This is a genomic window from Arthrobacter rhombi (assembly GCF_039526245.1).
Taxonomy (GTDB): domain Bacteria; phylum Actinomycetota; class Actinomycetes; order Actinomycetales; family Micrococcaceae; genus Arthrobacter_H; species Arthrobacter_H rhombi.
Genome location: NZ_BAAAIV010000025.1, coordinates 65344 through 83575, shown reverse-complemented (window position 1 = coordinate 83575; position 18232 = coordinate 65344). Strand labels below are relative to the sequence as shown.

19 protein-coding genes, 2 tRNA genes, 1 pseudogene and 1 riboswitch are annotated in these 18232 nt (G+C 63.3%); of the genes and pseudogenes, 17 read left to right on the top strand and 5 right to left on the bottom strand.

What is annotated here, in order from left to right:
* The first annotated feature begins 49 nt into the window (after positions 1-49).
* The 6 genes from gyrA (at position 50) to ABD088_RS16075 (ending at position 4685) form a co-directional block, all read left to right on the top strand.
* Entirely contained in the window at positions 50-2740 is a 2691-nt protein-coding gene (gyrA, locus tag ABD088_RS16100; protein ID WP_343902984.1) for a DNA gyrase subunit A, read from the top strand.
* The gene (locus ABD088_RS16095; protein ID WP_343902983.1) at positions 2737-3273 is read left to right on the top strand and encodes a DUF3566 domain-containing protein; all 537 of its coding nucleotides are present in this window, start codon (positions 2737-2739) and stop codon (positions 3271-3273) included. Before gyrA ends, ABD088_RS16095 begins: the two co-directional genes overlap by 4 nt.
* Positions 3274-3386: 113 nt before the next feature.
* Positions 3387-3460: transfer RNA gene (locus tag ABD088_RS16090), tRNA-Ile, on the top strand.
* A gap of 37 nt (positions 3461-3497) precedes the next feature.
* Entirely contained in the window at positions 3498-3614 is a 117-nt protein-coding gene (locus ABD088_RS16085; protein ID WP_343902982.1) for a DLW-39 family protein, read from the top strand.
* 10 nt (positions 3615-3624) lie between these two features.
* Positions 3625-3697, top strand: a tRNA-Ala gene (locus ABD088_RS16080).
* 94 nt (positions 3698-3791) lie between these two features.
* Entirely contained in the window at positions 3792-4685 is an 894-nt protein-coding gene (locus ABD088_RS16075; protein WP_343902981.1) for a DMT family transporter, read from the top strand.
* A 78-nt stretch (positions 4686-4763) separates the two neighbouring features.
* Here the strand turns inward: ABD088_RS16075 and ABD088_RS16070 are convergent, their stop codons facing one another.
* On the bottom strand, positions 4764-5522 hold the full coding sequence (locus tag ABD088_RS16070) for a hypothetical protein (RefSeq protein ID WP_343902980.1): 759 nt from the start codon (positions 5520-5522) through the stop codon (positions 4764-4766).
* Positions 5523-5803: 281 nt separating this feature from the next.
* On the opposite strand from ABD088_RS16070, the gene ABD088_RS16065 reads away from it, so the two are divergent.
* From ABD088_RS16065 to ABD088_RS16050, 4 genes and pseudogenes are all read left to right on the top strand, one after another.
* Entirely contained in the window at positions 5804-6349 is a 546-nt protein-coding gene (locus ABD088_RS16065) for a peptidylprolyl isomerase (RefSeq protein WP_343902979.1), read from the top strand.
* Positions 6350-6451: 102 nt separating this feature from the next.
* A pseudogene (locus tag ABD088_RS16060) lies at positions 6452-6583 on the top strand (hypothetical protein); the annotation flags it as partial.
* 129 nt (positions 6584-6712) lie between these two features.
* Positions 6713-7339, top strand: a complete 627-nt coding sequence (locus tag ABD088_RS16055) for a rhomboid family intramembrane serine protease (RefSeq protein ID WP_343903190.1) — start codon at positions 6713-6715, stop codon at positions 7337-7339.
* Between the two features lie 654 nt (positions 7340-7993).
* Entirely contained in the window at positions 7994-8965 is a 972-nt protein-coding gene (locus ABD088_RS16050) for a GNAT family N-acetyltransferase (RefSeq protein WP_343902978.1), read from the top strand.
* A gap of 6 nt (positions 8966-8971) precedes the next feature.
* On the opposite strand, the gene ABD088_RS16045 is transcribed toward ABD088_RS16050, so the two are convergent.
* Positions 8972-9583 (bottom strand): LysE/ArgO family amino acid transporter, encoded by a 612-nt coding sequence (locus tag ABD088_RS16045; RefSeq protein ID WP_343902977.1) that lies wholly within the window; start codon positions 9581-9583, stop codon positions 8972-8974.
* A gap of 71 nt (positions 9584-9654) precedes the next feature.
* Here ABD088_RS16045 and ABD088_RS16040 point away from each other — a divergent pair, with 71 nt between their 5' ends.
* The 3 genes from ABD088_RS16040 to istB all read left to right on the top strand — a co-directional run bounded on the left by ABD088_RS16040 (position 9655) and on the right by istB (position 12803).
* Positions 9655-10383, top strand: a complete 729-nt coding sequence (locus tag ABD088_RS16040; RefSeq protein ID WP_343902976.1) for an ArgP/LysG family DNA-binding transcriptional regulator — start codon at positions 9655-9657, stop codon at positions 10381-10383.
* A 72-nt stretch (positions 10384-10455) separates the two neighbouring features.
* Positions 10456-12006 carry an IS21 family transposase gene (gene istA, locus ABD088_RS16035; protein ID WP_343902975.1) on the top strand — a complete coding sequence of 517 codons (1551 nt, stop codon included), beginning with the start codon at positions 10456-10458 and terminating at the stop codon, positions 12004-12006.
* Positions 12003-12803, top strand: coding sequence for an IS21-like element helper ATPase IstB (gene istB / locus ABD088_RS16030; RefSeq protein WP_343902973.1), 801 nt, complete (start codon positions 12003-12005; stop codon positions 12801-12803). The genes istA and istB overlap by 4 nt, the downstream gene beginning before the upstream one ends.
* Before the next feature lie 293 nt (positions 12804-13096).
* Here istB and ABD088_RS16025 read toward each other — a convergent pair whose 3' ends face one another.
* Positions 13097-13588, bottom strand: a complete 492-nt coding sequence (locus ABD088_RS16025) for a DUF3817 domain-containing protein (protein WP_343902972.1) — start codon at positions 13586-13588, stop codon at positions 13097-13099.
* Between the two features lie 69 nt (positions 13589-13657).
* Positions 13658-13722: riboswitch (guanidine-III (ykkC-III) riboswitch) on the top strand.
* Positions 13723-13743: 21 nt separating this feature from the next.
* On the opposite strand from ABD088_RS16025, the gene ABD088_RS16020 reads away from it, so the two are divergent.
* Positions 13744-14058, top strand: a complete 315-nt coding sequence (locus ABD088_RS16020; protein WP_343903189.1) for a DMT family transporter — start codon at positions 13744-13746, stop codon at positions 14056-14058.
* A gap of 3 nt (positions 14059-14061) precedes the next feature.
* On the opposite strand, the gene ABD088_RS16015 is transcribed toward ABD088_RS16020, so the two are convergent.
* Complete coding sequence (locus ABD088_RS16015; RefSeq protein WP_343902971.1) at positions 14062-14313, bottom strand: cell division protein CrgA; 252 nt, start codon at positions 14311-14313, stop codon at positions 14062-14064.
* A 208-nt stretch (positions 14314-14521) separates the two neighbouring features.
* Here ABD088_RS16015 and ABD088_RS16010 point away from each other — a divergent pair, with 208 nt between their 5' ends.
* The 3 genes from ABD088_RS16010 to ABD088_RS16000 are packed head-to-tail and all read left to right on the top strand — an operon-like array spanning position 14522 to position 16105.
* Positions 14522-15238: a class E sortase gene (locus tag ABD088_RS16010; RefSeq protein ID WP_343902970.1), complete on the top strand. Its 717-nt coding sequence runs from the start codon at positions 14522-14524 to the stop codon at positions 15236-15238.
* 55 nt (positions 15239-15293) lie between these two features.
* A complete protein-coding gene (locus ABD088_RS16005; RefSeq protein WP_343902969.1) occupies positions 15294-15458 on the top strand; it encodes a hypothetical protein in 165 nt (54 codons plus the stop codon).
* Positions 15459-15460: 2 nt separating this feature from the next.
* Positions 15461-16105 (top strand): anthranilate synthase component II, encoded by a 645-nt coding sequence (locus ABD088_RS16000; protein WP_343902968.1) that lies wholly within the window; start codon positions 15461-15463, stop codon positions 16103-16105.
* A 38-nt stretch (positions 16106-16143) separates the two neighbouring features.
* Here the strand turns inward: ABD088_RS16000 and pknB are convergent, their stop codons facing one another.
* Positions 16144-18225 carry a Stk1 family PASTA domain-containing Ser/Thr kinase gene (pknB, locus tag ABD088_RS15995; RefSeq protein WP_343902966.1) on the bottom strand — a complete coding sequence of 694 codons (2082 nt, stop codon included), beginning with the start codon at positions 18223-18225 and terminating at the stop codon, positions 16144-16146.
* Positions 18226-18232 lie beyond the last annotated feature (7 nt).

Sequence of the window (18232 nt, the reverse complement as noted above, 5' to 3'; positions counted from 1 at the left end):
TGATACCGCCCCTTCCGTTCCCAGCAGCTTTGAGTAGAGGAAAAACCCGATGAGCGACGAAACGCCAGAAAACCCCCACGATCCGGAGAACGGAGAAGACGTTCTCCCGGAGCAGCCGATGGCAGCGACAACGATCGACAAGATCGAGCCGATTGACCTGCAGACCGAAATGCAGCGCTCCTATCTGGACTACGCCATGGCCGTCATCGTTGGCCGTGCACTGCCAGACGTCCGTGATGGACTGAAGCCGGTACACCGCCGCGTGCTCTACGCGATGTTCGACGGCGGCTACCGTCCTGAGCGCTCCTACAATAAATGCGCCCGCGTCGTGGGTGAAGTCATGGGGCAGTACCACCCCCACGGGGACTCCGCGATCTATGATGCGCTTGTGCGCCTGATCCAGGACTGGACCATGCGCTACCCGCTGGCCCTGGGACAAGGAAACTTCGGCTCTCCTGGAAACGATGGGGCGGCGGCCCCTCGTTATACGGAAACCAAAATGGCCCCGCTGGCTATGGAAATGGTCAGGGACATCGACGAAGAAACCGTCGACTTCCAGGACAACTACGATGGCAAGAATCAAGAACCGACCATTCTGCCTGCACGGTTCCCGAACCTGTTGGTAAATGGTTCATCGGGCATTGCCGTCGGCATGGCGACGAATATCCCCCCACACAACCTGCGGGAAGTCGCCTCGGGAGTCCAGTGGTACCTGGAAAACCCGACGGCCACCAAGGAAGAGCTCCTTGAGGAGCTGCTGCAACACATCAAGGGACCGGACTTCCCAACCGGCGCGCTCATTCTGGGACGTCGCGGCATCGAGGATGCGTACCGTACGGGTCGGGGATCCGTCACCATGCGCGCCGTGGTCAATGTCGAGGAGCTGCAGGGCCGCACGTGCCTCGTCGTCACCGAATTGCCGTACCAGGCCAACCCCGACAATTTGTCCATCAAGATTGCGGAGCTGGTCAAAGACGGCAAGATGCAGGGCATTGCCGACCTGCGTGACGAGACGTCCGGACGAACGGGACAGCGGCTGGTCATCGTGCTCAAGCGTGATGCCGTCGCCAAGGTGGTGCTGAACAACCTCTATAAGCACACTGAGCTGCAGAGCAATTTCTCGGCCAACATGCTGGCAATCGTCGACGGTGTGCCGCGCACGCTTTCCCTGGACGCCTTCATTCGGCACTGGGTCACGCACCAGGTCGACGTCATCGTGCGGCGTACGCAGTTCCGGCTACGCAAGGCAGAAGAGCAGGCCCATATCCTGCGGGGCCTCCTCAAGGCACTTGATGCACTGGACGAAGTCATCGCGCTCATCCGTCGGTCGCCGACTGTCGAGGATGCACGTAATGGCCTGAAGGATTTGCTGGACATCGATGACCTGCAGGCCCAGGCCATCTTGGACATGCAGCTTCGTCGTCTCGCGGCCTTGGAACGCCAAAAGATCCAAGACCAGCATGCCAAGCTCGAAACGGAAATCGCAGAGTACAAGTCCATTCTGGCCGATCCAGTGCGTCAGCGGCAGATCATCTCCGAGGAACTTGCCGACATTGTCCAGCGTCATGGCGATGACCGCAGGACACAGATTGTTGCCGGCTTTGACGGGGACATGTCGATGGAAGACCTCATTCCCGAAGAGGAAATGGTCGTCACCATCACCCGGGGTGGATACGTCAAGCGCACGCGCAGCGATAACTACCGGTCACAAAATCGTGGGGGCAAGGGCATCCGCGGCGCCCAACTGCGGGGAGATGACGTCGTTGAACACTTCTTCGTCACCACCACCCATAACTGGCTGCTCTTCTTCACCAACCACGGACGCGTCTACCGGGCCAAGTGCTATGAATTGGCCGAGGGAGGTCGCGACGCAAAGGGCCAGCATGTCGCCAACCTGATGGCCTTCCAGCCGGACGAGCACATTGCGCAGGTCCTGGATCTCCGTGATTACGAACAGGCACCCTACCTGGTCCTGGCAACACGCCGCGGGTTGGTCAAGAAGACCCGCTTGACTGATTACGACACCAACCGTTCGGCGGGTGTTATCGCACTCAACCTGCGCGACGGTGATGAACTCGTTTCCGCCCAGCTGGTATCCGAGACAGACGATATGATGTTGGTTTCTCGCAAGGGACAGTCGGTGCGATTCACGGCCACAGACGAGGCGCTGCGCCCGATGGGACGAAATACGTCTGGTGTTACCGGAATGAAGTTCCGCCAGGACGACGAACTGTTGGCCGCAGAGGTCGTGGGCGAGGATTCCTACGTGTTTATCGTCACCGAAGGCGGTTACGCCAAGCGGACCTCCGCCGATGAATACCGGGTGCAGTCACGAGGGGGCATCGGTATCAAGGTTGCCAAACTCGCGGATGAACGCGGAAACCTTGCCGGGGCACTCATCGTGCAGGAAAACGACGAAGTACTCGTCGTCATGCAGGGTGGCAAGGTCGTACGGTCCCAGGTCACCCAGGTTCCGGCCAAGGGGCGTGACACGATGGGGGTCATCTTCGCCAAACCGGACAAGAAGGACCGGATCATCGCCGTGGCTAAGAATACTGAGCGTGGGCTGGGAACTGATGAAGACGGTGATGCAGTACCGTTGGATTCTGATGATTCTCAGGAAGGCGCACCGGCAGTGGCCGAATCGCCCGCTGATGGCGGATCCGAAGTGGTTTCCACCGTTGACGTGGACGCCGTTCCGGCCCCTGACGAGACCGATACTGACGGAGGTAATGCGTGAGCACCCCGAATAATCCCCGCCCTGCGGCACCGCGCCAGAAACCGAGTGGACAGGGACGTCCTGCCGCTCCGGCGCAGCGTCCTGCCGCGGGATCGCCGCAGGGCAAAGGCCAGGGCCAACAACGGCCGGGACAGCGACCCCAACAACTGGTCCGCCCTGCACCGAAGGCCAAAGTCCGCAAGGCGCGCCTGCTGGTCAGCAAAGTTGACCCGTGGTCCGTGCTGAAAATGGCGTTCCTGCTGTCCGTTGCACTGGGCATCGTGACTGTCGTTGCCGCCGTCGTCCTGTGGACCGTCCTTGACCTGACGGGCATCTTCGATCGGGTGAACGATCTGCTGGCCGAGATCATCGGCACGGAGTCGGGCTTCAATTTGAAGGAACTGATTTCCCTCGGACAAGTTGCCTCCTTCGCTACGATCATCGCGGTCGTCAACGTTGTCTTGCTGACAGCCCTGTCGATGCTCGCGGCCGTGCTGTACAACATCTCGTCGACCCTCGTCGGTGGCATCGGAGTCACCCTGACGGACGACTAGATGTTCACCTTGTCGGCTCTCCGGGAAGTGGTTCAGACCACATCTTGGGGAGCCGATTTGGTTTCCCACCAGACGGTCGGGTAAAGTCATATCTCGTCCTGAAGGGACACTGAGGGCGTATAGCTCAGGCGGTTAGAGCGCTTCGCTGATAACGAAGAGGTCCCAGGTTCAAGTCCTGGTACGCCCACGGAATCCCTCCACCTTCACGGTAGATCGGGTAACACATGCGGAAATTGCTGGTAGCAGCCGTAGCCGCTGTGTCGTTCGTCGCTTATCGTAGGTGGAAGGCCTCTGAGTCGGAGAAATCCGTGTGGAAGGCATCCACGGATCGCCTCGACTGATCCTCAATACGGGGGTATGGCGCAATTGGTAGCGCACCTGCTTTGCAAGCAGGGGGTTAGGGGTTCGAGTCCCCTTACCTCCACCCGAAAAGTACAAAGTCCCGGACCAATGGTTCGGGACTTTGTCGTATCCGCTGCGTGTCCATGGGCGCGTGTCGGCAGACATAGAGTCAGTACATGATCTTCCTGCTGGCACTCGTGGGCGTCCTCGGGGTATCAGCTTCGGGCCCCATCGTCGCCGCGACGCCAAGCGTTCCGCCACTGGCGATGGCGTTCTGGAGGAACGGGCTGGGGGCTGCCGCTATGGGGGTCGGTGCTGTCGTCGGAACGCGCAAAAGGGCCCGTTGGCCTACCTTGGGAGAATGGCGGTACTGCGTCACGGCATCGATCGCCCTGGCCCTCCACTTCGCCTGTTTCATGGTTTCCGTGCGGATGACCACGGTGGCCGCGGCGACGGCGCTGGTATGTATGCAGTCTGCCTGGATAGCCGGCTATCAACGTCTGCGTGGTGTCTCCATCGGTCCCCTGGTGCTCGGTGGCATGGGCCTGGCGCTGGTTGGCGCAGTCCTGATTACCGGGTTCGACATGGGACGGTCCCCCAGCGCCCTGATGGGCGACGTGCTGGCGCTGGCGGGAGGAGCGCTGGCCGGCGCCTACACGCTCGCCGGCAGCAAAGCTCGGGCGACGATGGACACCAGCAGCTACACCGCGCTGTGCTACGCGATGACTGCCATGAGTTTGCTGGTCATGGTGTGGTTCGCTGGAGATCCCATCACCGGATTCCCGATGGCCGGATGGGTCGGCATCGTCGCATTGACCGTCGTTTCACAATTGCTGGGCCATACGATTTTCAACCATCTGGTGGTGGCTCTTGGTCCGCTGGTTGTCTCGATGATCATTCTGCTCGAAATCCCGGGAGCCGCAATCTTGGCGGGTATGTTCCTCGGCCAAACGCCTCCTCTTGGGACGTACCTTGGCCTCGCGCTGATCCTTTGCGGGCTGGCGTCCGTCCTGCTTGGGCAAAAGAACCGATTCGTGAGGCCGAGTGTTTTGGGCGATTCGACTCGGTAGAGGATAAGGAAAGGGCGGTGATCCTTTCGGATCACCGCCCTACACGTATTCTGCAGATGTATTAGGCCTGTTTAGCGCCTAGTTGGCATCCGTATCGTCGGCACGACGACGGGGGCCCGGCTTCGGGGTTTCCTGTGCGAGGCTCGTATCTGCGGCCTCCGGCGACCGCAGTTCCGGGTCTGCGGAGACCGGCGCCGGGGCAGCTGCCTCCGACTCGGCGGCGGCGATGTGTGCACGTACGTCGTCGACCTTCGTCTCCGGCTTGGGCACCGGCGCCGGCTCGACGGGGGTCTTCCAGGGGTCCTCGACTGGCTTTGAAGCGCGCCATGCGGCGACGCCGGCCGTCACAACTGCTGCGATGATGCCGAAGACCAGGAAACCGCGCTTGCGGCCTTGGCGGGCTTTCTCCCGCTTCAGCTGCTTGCTGGCCTCCTTGGCAGCCGAGACCGCGGCCTGCTGGGCACGCTTCACGGCCTTCTTGTCGCCAGATACCTTGGCGACTGCCTTCTCGACCTGTGGGGATACCTGGACGCCGTCCAGACGGCGGGCAGCGTAATCGGCTGCCGAACCGAGCCGGGCACTTGCCTGCGGGATGTAGTCATTTACGACGACATCGCGGGCATGTTGCAGGGCGGGCGCCGCCCTATCGAGCGTTTCCTGCAGTCGCGGGGAGGCGTCGTCGACGACCTGCGAGATTCGCGGAGCTACCTTGTCCAGGCCGTCTTGGATCTTTGGAGTCACCTTGGCGACGCCCCCGGCAATCTCGGAGGCTGCGCGGTGCAGGCCTTCCTGGATTCGCGGGGAAGCCGTTTCCAGACCCCTTTCGAGGCGGGGCACGGCCCAATTCTTGGCTGCATCGACATGCGGAGCCGCCCAATCGCGGGCCGTATCGACTCTAGCGTTTACGGTTCCACTTAGATCGCGGGCAATTCGCTTCTTCTTCTTCACACGTTCCTCCCAAGTAGTTGGAGTATCCACGCCTAGCCTACGCGCTGTATTGTGCCCGAGCCATTCGCGATGTGAGACACGTTACGGTGGCGGCTCGTTGTTCACTGTCCGCGTAGTCCGCACGGCCCGGGGGCCCGCCCCGGAGTTGTGCGAGGTGGAAGAATGGGCGCATGACTGCAATCCCCACGCACAAGGCCACCATCCACACCAACCACGGCGACATCGTGGTCAACCTGTTCGGCAACCATGCGCCGAAGACGGTCAAGAACTTTGTCGGTCTGGCGACTGGCGAACAGGCATGGACCCACCCGGAGTCCGGCGAGGAGAAGACGGGTACGCCGTTGTACAACGGAACCATCTTCCACCGCATCATCTCCGACTTCATGATCCAGGGTGGAGACCCGCTCGGACAGGGAGTCGGCGGTCCCGGATACCGCTTTGACGACGAGATCAACCCTGATCTCGACTTCACCGAGCCCTACAAGTTGGCCATGGCCAACGCTGGTCTGCAAATGGGCCGTGGCACGAACGGATCCCAGTTCTTCATCACCACGATCCCCACCACGTGGCTGCAGGGCAAGCACACCATCTTCGGCGACGTCACGGACGAGAAGTCGAAGGAAATTGTCTCTGCGTTGAACAATGTCGCAACCGACGGCCGCGACAAGCCCCTCGAGGACGTCGTCATTTCGAGCATCGACGTCGAGTCGCTCTGACCCCCAACTACCTCGCAAGGACCATCCTTGCGCGGCGAGGGCGGACGGCCGTCGGTTCTCCGGAACCGAGGGCGTCCGCCCTTTCTGCTTCCACACCGGACCATGACCCAGGAGTATGACATGGCCTTCGGCCAATCCCAGCAGGAACCACATATGCAGGTGCCGACCTGCCCGCGCCACCCCGACCGTCCGTCGTACGTGCGTTGTCAGCGCTGTGGCCGCCCAGCTTGCCCAGAGTGCCAGCGCACCGCGGCCGTTGGGGTCCAGTGTGTGGACTGCGTATCGGAAATGAACTCCCAACGTCGCCAACCGCGCACTGTGGTCGGTTCCCGGATCACGTCCGGACGCCCGCTCGTTACATACGTGGTCATTGCGCTCTGCGTTGTGGTCTACGGCGGCCAATACCTGATCCCGGGGCTCACAGACCAGCTGCTCTATGCCGGGCTCTACACAGGCAGTGAGCCCTGGCGCATGGTTACTTCCTTGTTCCTGCACTCCACGGGATTCATCATGCACATCGCGTTCAACATGTATGCGTTGTACATTCTTGGCCGGGTCCTGGAGCCCGCCTTGGGTCATGTGAAGTTTGCGATCCTGTATCTCTTGGCCGGTATCGGCGGTTCTGTCGGGGTCCTGCTGCTGGCGCAGCCGAATGTTGCCGTGGTTGGAGCTTCAGGGGCAGTCTTCGGCTTGTTTGGCGCTTTCCTGGTGGTGACCAAGGCCCATGGTGGAAACCTCGTCCCGGTGTTGGTGATCATCGGCATCAACCTCGTGATCGGTTTTCTTCCCGGAGCCAACATCGCGTGGCAGGCGCATGTTGGTGGATTGGTCACGGGAGGGGCACTCGCAGCGGTTCTGGTCCTCGCACCCCGAGGAAAGAACAGGGCACTGGTGCAATGGGCCGGTGTCTGTGCAGTGGTTGCCATACTCGGCGCGCTGACCTGGTGGGGATGGGCCCCCATTCACGCCGCCTATCCGTTTCTGGCCTGATGCCGAGCGCGATGCTCTGACGAGAGGGAACCACCGCGCGGGGTGGGTAGTGGACGATGTCCGCTACCCACCTTTTTGTCTGTCGCCATCCGGGTATCCACAGGAGTTATCCACACTGTTAATAACTCACACCCGTGTAATTCATGGTTCCAAGTCAGCACAGATCCCGGTCTACGCCCGGATCACCACCGAAATCACGGTAGATGCGCTTGAATATTCACACGAAAATCCACACCTGTGGATAACTATCGTGCACAACCTGTGCAGGAAACTCCCGAGGCCTACCCGCTCGGTGGTTCCGAGGGTGTTCGAAGGAAATTCCGCGAGTTCTCGCCGAAATTCGAACATCGCACGGCTATCCACAGCAGTTGTCCACACTGTTAATAACTTACATCCATGTAATTTGCACCCACTAAAGGGCATGCATCGGTGTCAGGGCGGGAGAATCGAACATAGTTACGCACAGCTCTATCCCCAGCTGTGGATAACTATGTTCACAGCATGTGCACGAGGACCGCGCCATGATGGAAGGACACGCCATCAGCAGGGGTTTGAGGGGGATCCCCGCAGGAATTCATGACATGCGCGTCATCCGACGATAGGTTGGCCGGACGAGATCCACCTGCCCCTTGTCTGCTTTCTTCAGGAGAAACCATGATCTTTCGCTACGCGTCACTATCAGCCGCCACCGTTGGGCCGTGGAGCGAACTAACCAACTTGTTGGCCAGCGTGGACGGAACCGAGGAGTTCTACGAGCCCGAGGACCTCGCTGAGGAGCTCGAGGAACCGGGGTTCGATCCGCAGCGGGACAGCGTCAGTGTGTGGGACGACCAACTGTTGGTGGGGTTTGGGCAACTCCGCGTCGGTGACGCCTTGCGCGATGGAGTGGCGAAGGCGTCCATTGGGGGCGGGGTCCACCCGGATTACCGCGGGTGCGGCGTGGGGCGGGAAATCATGAACCGTCTGGAACCGCGGGCGCGAGAGCTGGCGCAGGAGCGTCACCCGGGTGTCCCGGTGACAGCAGATCTCTGGACCGGTGCGGAAGGCTCAAGCGCCGAACGGTTAGCGGTCGCGCGGGGGTATGTCCCCGTGCGTTTTTTCACCGACATGCGAGTAGAACTTCCCCGGAGGGAGTCTTCGCCGCAGTCCCCCGCCGAGTTGCCGGACGGTGTCCGCATCGAACCCTTCACCGCCGGACTGGGCGAAGCAGTACGTCGCGCCCACAACGAAGCCTTTGCCGATCACTGGGGGTCGGTGCCCCGGTCGGAAGAACGGTGGGCCGACCAACTGGCGGTGCGGAGCTTCCGTCCAGCATTGAGTCGGGTGGCTCTCAGTACTGATGCGAGTCTGGCCCCTGCCGACCGGGTTGACGCATATGCCCTATGTGGCGAGTGGGTCAAGGGAGAGCTCTATGTCAGCCTGGTGGGGACCCGGCGGCGCGCACGCCGGCGGGGCCTCGGTCTGGCGCTGTTGGAGAGCGTTGTGCTGGCGGCGTCCGACGCGGGATACCTCATGGTTGACCTCACGGTGGACTCGGAAAGCCCGACGGGTGCCGGGCGGATCTATGAGCGGGCCGGTTTCTCCCGGGTGCGCACCAGCTCGGTGTACCAACGACGGCTGGATTAGGGCGTCTCAGGATCCCGCCAGGAGTCCGGCTGCGACCAGCAGCATGACGGCCGCCACGAGGGAGTCCAGGATCCGCCAGGAGCCAGGTTTGGCAAAGAATCCTGCGAGCATCCGGGCTGCGAAGCCCAGCAGCGGAAACCAGAGGAAACTGCCCAGTACCGCCCCGGCGCCGAAAATCCATCGACCGGGATCACCCTGGGCGTTGGCAATGGTGCCGAGCAGGACCATGGTGTCCAGGTAGACGTGTGGATTCAACCAGGTCAAGGCGGCCGCCGTGGCCAGTGCGCCGGTGCGTGATCCGCCAGCGGATCCTTCCGCGCGGAGTGAAGCAGGCCGGATCGCCCGTTTCAGTGCCAAGGCTGCGTAGACCACGAGGAAGAGAGCCCCGGCCCACCGGGCCACTGTCAGGACCCATGGGGCGGTGGCGATCACTGCGCCGACGCCGGCGACGCCGGCGAAGATGAGCAGCGCGTCCGAGAGCGCGCAAAGTACCACGACGCCGAGAACATGTTCCCGACGAATCCCCTGCCTCAGGACGAAGGCATTTTGTGCGCCGATGGCGACGATGAGCGAGAGGCCGGAGCCCAGGCCGGCCAGGAAGGGAGGGAAAGTCAGCACGGATCAACGGTAGGGCGGATACATGGTCCATGCCAGCTAATTATTCTATCGGTACATTAGGGTCTCTTAACATGGACTTCCCCGCCGAACAGCTTCGGGCATTCGCTGCCGTCATCGATGCCGGAACCTTTGATGCCGCAGCGGCCCGACTGCACGTGACACCCTCGGCGGTGAGCCAGCGGATCAAGGCACTCGAGACCCAGGTGGGCACCGTCGTCGTGCGTCGAAGCAAGCCCGTGGTTCCGACGACTGCGGGCATGGTGCTGCTGCGCCTGGCCCGTCAGCTGGACCTGCTGGCTGCCGAGGCCGTGGCCGAACTGGCGGGGCCCTCAGGGGGCCGTCGGGCAGTGGTCCCGGTGGTCGTGAATGCAGACTCGTTGGCGACGTGGTTTCCCTCGGCCTTCCGGGACTTGGCGGGCGATGATGAGCTGGAGATCGAGATCCTGCGGGAAGACGAGTCGGCGTCGGCCGAACTGTTGCGGTCCGGCCGGGCCATGGCGGCGGTGACGACCGATGGCCGGGCCGTGCAGGGAAGCAGTACCCAGTTGTTGGGCACGCAACGGTACGTGGCCATGGCCTCGCCCGATTTTGCGCAGCGATGGTTCTCTGGGGATCCCGTCGACGGGCTGGCGCGGGCGCCCATGGTCAACTTCGACAGGGCGGACCAGCTGCAGCGGTCGTTGGTGCGCGAGGCGACCGGGCGTCGTGCCACCCCGCCTGCCCACCACGTCCCGGATTCGACCCAATTCTGGGTATGGCACTCTGATTTGGCCCCACTTAGGGCACTTTTCGCCGCTTGATATGGCTCCACCCTCGACCCGCCCGTAGCGTTCCCCTTGTCGACCAAGACGAGGGAAGGTTCCGGGCTGAAAGTGAGATCGAGAGTGGAGCAATTCGAGCGTATCCGTCGGGATGCGAGGGACAAAGAGATGTCGATCAGACAGCTGGCGAAGGCCCATGGCGTGCATCGGCGCACGGTGCGTGCGGCGTTGGCTGACGCGGTCCCACCGGCCCGGAAGGTTCCGGTGCGCACCGCACCGAAGCTCGGGCCGTGGGAGGACACGATCCGGGCTTGGCTGGAAGCGGACCGAGCGGCCCCGCGCAAGCAACGCCATACCGCCCGCCGCGTCTGGCAGCGGCTGGTCGATGAACACGGGGCCGTCGTAGCCGAGTCAACGGTCGCCCACGCGGTGGCGCGGATCCGCCGGGATATCGGTGGCGGCCCGGTTGACGTCGCGGTGCCCCAGATCCATGCCCCTGGTGGTGAAGCAGAGGTCGACTTCGGCGAGTTCCAGGCCGTGATCGGCGGGGTGCTGATGAAGCTGTTCATGTTCGTGATGCGCCTATCCCACTCGGGCCGGGCCATCCATGTCGCCTATGCGAACCAGGCCCAGGAGTCCTTCCTGGATGGACACAACATCGCACTTGCCTGTCTGGGTGGGGTGCCGTCGAAGATGATCCGGTACGACAACCTCAAACCCGCGGTGATCAAGGTGGTGCTGGGTAGGGAGCGGTTGGAGAACGAGCGGTTCATCGCGATGCGCTCCCACTACGGGTTCGACTCGTTCTTCTGCCTGCCCGGGATCGACGGCGCCCACGAGAAGGGCGGGGTCGAGGGCGAAGTCGGCCGGTTTCGCCGCCGCTGGCTCTCCCCGGTGCCGGAGTTCGCCTCGATCGCGGAGCTGAACGAGTTCATGGCCGGATGCGATCAGAAGGATCAACATCGGGTCATCACCGGCCGCCCCATCACCGTCGGGGCCGCCGCCGCCGAGGAGGCGCCGATGCTGCACCCGTTGCCCGTGGATGTCTTCGACGCCGGGACCACGGCCTCGTGCAAGGCCAACCACAAGGCCCTGATCTGCGTGCGCCAGTGCTACTACTCCGTCCCTGCACGGTATGCCGGCCGGCGGGTCTCGGTGCGCATCGGCGCCGACAAGATCGAGGTGTTCGCCGAGGGATCCCGGGTCGCGGCCCACGTGCGCGCGGTGCACAAATTCGTGCACGTGCTGGAGCTGGACCACTACCTCGAGGTCCTCACCCGCAAGCCCGGCGCCCTCGCCGGGGCCACCGCACTGGATGCCGCCCGGGCCTCGGGGGCGTTCACCCCGGTGCACCAGCGGTTCTGGGACAAGGCTCGTGCCCGGCTCGGTGACAAGGCCGGCACCAAGGCGCTGATCGAGGTCCTGCTGCTGGCCAGGACCTTGGAACCAGCGGGGATCACGGAAGCCATGGAGCACGCCGTGGCGGCAGGGGACTTCGATACCGATCGGCTCGCGGTCAGGGCGCGTTCGGCCGGCGCTGCGGCCGGGCCACCGGCAGTGTTGCCGGCCGAGGTGATCGGGCGCATCGGGCACCTACCCGAGCGCAAGGTCCCTTCACTGCACGGGTATGACACCCTCCTCGCCGGAGCTGGTGCCCGATGAGCGGGCAAGGACACCAGGGCAGCCTCGGCACGCTCAGCGAGCAGGGCGCCGAGGCGGCGATCGGTGCTGCGTGCAAGAGCCTGTATCTGTCCTCGGCGGCAAAGGTCGCAGCTCCCATGGCTGCCGAGGCGGCCCGGCAGCGCCTGAGCCACCAGGCCTACCTCGCCGAGGTCCTCACCCATGAGTGCGACGAACGGGCGGACCGGGCGAGGGCCCGGCGGATCAAGGAGGCCAAGTTCCCCCGCCCCAAAAGGCTCGAGGACCTGGACCTGGCCCAGATCCCCGACCTCCCGGCGGCCACGCTCACGCATCTGGCCTCCGGGGCCTGGATCGATGCCGGGGAGCCGCTGGTGCTGCTGGGTGACTCCGGGACCGGGAAGACGCACCTGCTCATCGGCCTGGGGACCGCCGCCGCGGAGCAGGGGCGGCGCGTGCGTTATATCAGCACCGCGGCACTGGTCAACGAGCTCATCGAGGCGGCCGATGCCAAGACGCTCTCGCGGCTGGTGGGCAAATACGCCCGGCTCGACCTGCTTTGCCTGGACGAGGTCGGCTACATCAGCCTCGATGACCGTGGTGCCGATCTGCTCTTCCAGATCATCACCGCAAGGGAAGAACGGGCGTCCATAGCCTGCGCTTCCAACGCGCCGTTCAGTGAATGGGGCCAGACCTTCACCGACCCTCGGCTCGCCGCCGCAGTGGTGGACCGGCTCACGTTCCGGGGCCACATCATCAACACCGGAACTGAGTCCTACCGGCTGAAGAGCACCCAGCAGAAACTCGTCCAAACCAACTAGCCAACAACACCCGGGTGGGGCCAAATCAAACGGCGAACCCGGGGCCAAATCAACTTGCTATTCCCACAATTCGTTCGTGCCGTGGTTGAGGGCCTTGGATGGGGCATGATCCCCGAGGCCCAGAACCCGGGAGATGGGACCCTGGTGGGGCTGGATAAGGAATGGGTGCGGGACGTCAGGCTCTACTGGCAGCGATGGAAGCTGGACTCACCGGCTTTGGCGCGGGTCACCGAAGCCGTTCTGACGGCTGCGCGGAGCAGCGGATCCTCACGGGGACCGCGCGTTGACCCTGGTTAGCCGCGGGGGACTGGTGGGCCGAGGATGAGCAGGATGGTGAACACCACGACGATGGCGACCAGGGCAATGAGCGCGGCGGGGATGGGATGGCGCAGGCACCATGCTTGAACGCCTTCGATGAATCCGTGGGGCTCATCGCCGCCGGCCACCAGCCGCCACGGGCCATCCAGCAGGCCGGCTCGTTGCGTGGAACGCTCGAAGGGCAGCGTGCAGAACGGGATGATCGAGGAGACGAGGCCCAGGACGCCACGGCCGAAGCTCCACTTCTGGTTCACCCAGACAAAGCACGTCACCACGCAGTAGCTGAGGAACGTCAAGCCGTGGATGGACCCGAAGACCGGGACAAAAGCATCACTGACATGGCTGTACTTGAGCACCATGCCCACGATCAGCAGGCCCCAGGTGAACATCTCTGCAGTGGCCAGAAAACCGTAGAGCCGCTGGGGTGACAAACGGGTGGCGGTACGGGGATCGGTGGTGGATGGCATGTCGTCCTTTCGTCCCTACCAGCATGTCATCTTTCGGAGGGGCGGGAGTCGCCGTGTGCTAATCTGCCCGGGCAGGAGCGCACCGCTCCGACCGGACGAGGGAGCCGTACCCGGACTGCGACAAGACGGCCACCGAAAGGAATCGGTGATCGGTGATGGCATGGATCGTACTAGTTGTCTCGGGCATGTTTGAAGCAGTGTGGGCTATCGCCTTGGGGAAAACCGAGGGGTTCTCGAAGTTGGTTCCCAGCATCGTCTTTGCCGCGGGGCTTATTGTGAGCATGTCCGGATTGGCATATGCCATGAAGGACATATCAACGGGAACAGCCTACGCCGTGTGGGTGGGCATCGGCGCTTCCCTTACGGTCATCTACGGGATGGCCGTGGACGGGGAGTCGATCAGCTGGGCCAAGATCCTGTTGCTGACGCTTCTGGTCGGCTGTGTCGTCGGCCTGAAATTCGTCGAGTAGGGCTCAGTGCCACCGGGTCGTCATGAAGAAGCCGATCATGGCGACGCCGAATCCGATGACGATGTTCCACCCTCCGGCGGCGGCGATCGGAAGCATGGACTGGGAAATGTAGTAGGTGATGATCCACAGCAAACCCAGGATCATCAGCCCGAACATCACGGGCTTGTACCAGACGGGAAGCGGCTTGTCGGCGCCGTACTTGTTGGCGGCTTCCGCCGCCCTTCGGGACTTGCGGCGGGTTCTCGACTCGGGCACTGGTTCTCCTGACCTTATGCGGGTCACACTCGTTTGGTGCCGGACCCGGGCGATACTCTGATGGCTGGAAGCCGGCACCGTGGTGCCACGGCTTCCCCCGTCCCGCCATTCTACCGGTACCCCGTCAGGAGGCCCCGTGCATTCCGCGCCAGCGACCTCGCGACCGTCGAATCGACCCAGCGGTCGCCTGAAAGCCGGCGTAGGAATCGTGGGCGAATTGATGATCACCGTAGGGGTGGTCCTGCTGCTTTTCGTCGCCTGGGAACTGTGGTGGACGAACATCGATGCGGACCGGACCCAAAACGACCTGGCCCACCAGACCCTCCAGCAATTCCCCGGGGCCGGAGCCTGGTCGGCGGGCCACTCCACGTCACCGACGGCCATCGGCGATCGGGAAAAGTACGGTGTCCCGCCGGCGGCGAGCCTCCACGGATCGCAGACGTTCGGGATGCTTTACGTCCCGCGGTTTGGGGACGATTACGGGCGCCCTATTTCCGAGGGTGTCGGAAGCGACGTGCTCGATCACCTGGGCATCGGTCATTACCCTGGAACGCAGCTGCCCGGTGAGGCGGGAAACTTTGCGGTGGCGGCACATCGTCAGACGCACGGCCAGGTGTTCTGGAACATCGACAAGCTCACCGCGGGTGACCGTCTCTACGTCCAGACGCGGGAGGGGTACTACACCTATCGCTACCGAGACACGGAGATCGTCGATCCCTCCGAGACCGGCGTCCTGCTCCCCGTCCCCCACCAACCGGACCAACGGGCCGCTGAGTCCCTGCTGACGTTGACCAGTTGTGATCCTCCCTTCACCACGAGGATGCGCATCATCGCCTACGCCGAGCTCGAATCCTGGCGACCGCCCGAAGCCGGTCCGCCGGCCGCAATCGCCGATACCGTCAGGCGGGCTTCCGGGGCCGGCTGAGCTTCGCCAACGTTCCGCGCCCCATCCGCCATCAAGTCTTCGAAGGAGCCGCACCGTGTACGCATGGCTGTTCGGCAAGCTGCCCGGCCCGTTCTGGGTCCGTCTGTTGATTTCCGCATTGCTGGCTGTGCTCGTCATACTGGTGCTCATGGAGTACGTGTTTCCCTGGGCCAGTCAGTACAGCCCATGGGCCGAATCGACGATTGGTCTGGTGCAGTAGATATGACCGCCCCCACGCGGATCCTGGTGATCGACAACTACGACAGCTTTGTCTATACGCTGGTCGGCTACCTGCGCGAACTCGGAGCGGAGACCACCGTGGTGCGCAACGACGACGTGAGCCTCGAGGAGGCCATGGAGCTTGCCTCCGTACGTGACGGCGTCCTGGTCTCCCCAGGACCGGGAACGCCCGCTGATTCAGGCGTCTGCATCGACCTGATCCGCTGGTGCGGGGAACAATCTAAGCCCATGCTCGGGGTCTGCCTGGGCCATCAGGCGTTGGCGGAAGCCTATGGCGGGGTCGTGACCCACGCCGAGGAATTGATGCATGGCAAGACCTCGCTGGTCCACCACGGTTCGCATCCGCTGTTTCACGACATCAACAACCCGTTCACGGCAACCCGCTACCACTCGCTGGCGGCAGTCCGGTCGTCGATCCCTGACGAGTTGGAGATCATCGCCGAGACCGAGGGCGGCGTCGTCATGGGCCTGGCCCACCGCGAGGCTCCCCTGTGGGGCGTGCAGTTCCACCCGGAGTCGGTGCTGACCGAGGCGGGGTACCACATGCTCGGAAACTGGCTTGAGTCCCTGGGCCTCATCGGTGCCGCCGCCCGGACTGCGACACTCAGCCCCCTGATCAGCGACTGAACCAAGGCCCGCTGCCTACGCCGGGCCCGTTCGGAGGCCTACTTCGACGGCTTGCCTGGATCCGTTGGTTTTCCCCGTCCGGAGCCCTTGCCGTGTTTGGTCGGTATGGCGGATTTCGAAGAGTTGTCCGTAGGCTGGGCGGATTCGGACGTGCCACCCGACGGATTTGTTGACGGGGATTCCGACGGATCAGCGGACGGGTCAGCCGACGGATCGGTGGATCCTTCCGAGGGGGATGAGGATGCTGGGGGTTCCTCGACGACGGTGATGGTCACCGTGCCGCCCTGGTCGATGTCCTGACCGGCCTCCGGAACCTGTTGGGTGATGGTTCCGGGTTCGAGGACCGTGTTCTGCTCCGTTTCCACGGACAGGTTCAGACCCACCGCCTTGTCTGTCAGGACGTCTCGGGCCTTGTCCTCGGTCAAGTCCATGACCGAAGGGACCGTGACCTTTCCGGTGGAGATGGTCAGCTCAATGGAAGTTCCGGCCTTGACCTTCTCGCCGAGCTGCGGATTGGTACTGATGAGGCTACCCAATTCAACGGTCGCAGTATTCTCGCGCTTCACATCATTAGATACCTGCAGCCCCAGAGCTTCCAGAGTGCTGCGAACCGTGGCTTCCGACTGTCCGGCCAGGTCCTTGGGCAGCGTCACCTGTTCGGGGCCCTTGGAGACCAGGAGGTGTACTTCCGACTGCCGGCGTGCCTGGGATCCGGCTTTGGGGTCGGTGCCCACGACGGAGCCGGCCTCCACCTTGGGGTCGTAGACCTCCTCGGTGATGGGGACCAAATCCGAACCGTAGATTTCGTTTTGAGCGGCGGTCAACGACAGATTGGCGACATCCGGGACGGCAACTGTGGCGTTTCGTGCCTGTTCCTGCTGGCTCCAGTTCCAGAAAAGCCAGGCGCCAGCTGCCAGCACGACGACGGCCAGGACGGAGAAAACGGTGATCCAGGCACGACGACGCGAGGTGCGGTACCGCTCGGCATCCTCAGCGGCGTCCCGGCGCCGGGAATCGTCGTCGAACAAGGAAGACCCGGCATATGAGTCACCAATCGGAGGTTGTTGCCCAGTCCCCGGATTCGAGTCGGCCACGGCAGACATCGTCGTCGTGTGCTGTCCTTCGGCATTCGCCGAATTGCGATCCCCCGCTGCTGCTCGGCTAGTGGAGAGTGCGCGGGTGGGCGCATCTGTGGCCACCATGGCCTGGGTGGACATCGGCATCACCGCGAGGGCCTCGGTGGCGTCACCGCGGTCCTCAGGTATCGGGCGGTCTTCCTGTGCGGCCTTCAGGGCGACAGCGAATGCTGCGGCATCCTGGTACCGGTTTTCGCGGTCCTTGGCCAACGCGGTGGCAATCACTTCATCGATCTTCGGCCCGAGCTCAGCATTGTGGACACTGGGGGCGGCAGCTTCTTCGCTCACGTGCTGGTAGGCGACGGAAACGGGGCTGTCCCCCGTGAACGGCGGGCGGCCGGTCAGCAGTTCGTAGAGCAGGCAACCCGCCGAGTACAGGTCACTGCGGGCGTCAACGCTCTCACCTCTGGCCTGCTCAGGCGAGAAATACTGAGCCGTGCCGACGACGGCCTGGGTCTGCGTCATGGTTGCCGCGGAATCAGCCAAGGCACGGGCGATGCCGAAATCCATGACCTTTACCTGGTCATCGCCGGTGACCATGACGTTGGAGGGCTTGATATCGCGATGCACAATGCCCTTGAGGTGGCTGTATTGCAGGGCCCCCAGCACGCCCACGGTGTACCGGATCGAGGACTCGGCCGTCAGTTCACCTGCTTTGAGCAGGTCGCGCAACGTCTTTCCCTTGACGTACTCCATGACGATGTAGGGGACCTTGACCTCGTGGTCGGCAGCACCCTCGGATTCTTCCTCACCCGTGTCGTAGACGGCGACGATCGAGGGGTGGTTCAACCCGGCCACTGCCTGGGCTTCGCGGCGGAAACGGGTCTGGAAAACCGGGTCGCGCGCCAAGTCACGGCGCAGAAGCTTGATCGCGACCTCACGCCCGAGCCTGATGTCCCGGGCGTGGTAAACATCCGCCATGCCGCCGCGACCGATGAGGTCGCCGACGTCGTAGCGGGAGTTCAGGATTCGGGATTCAGTCACGTATTTC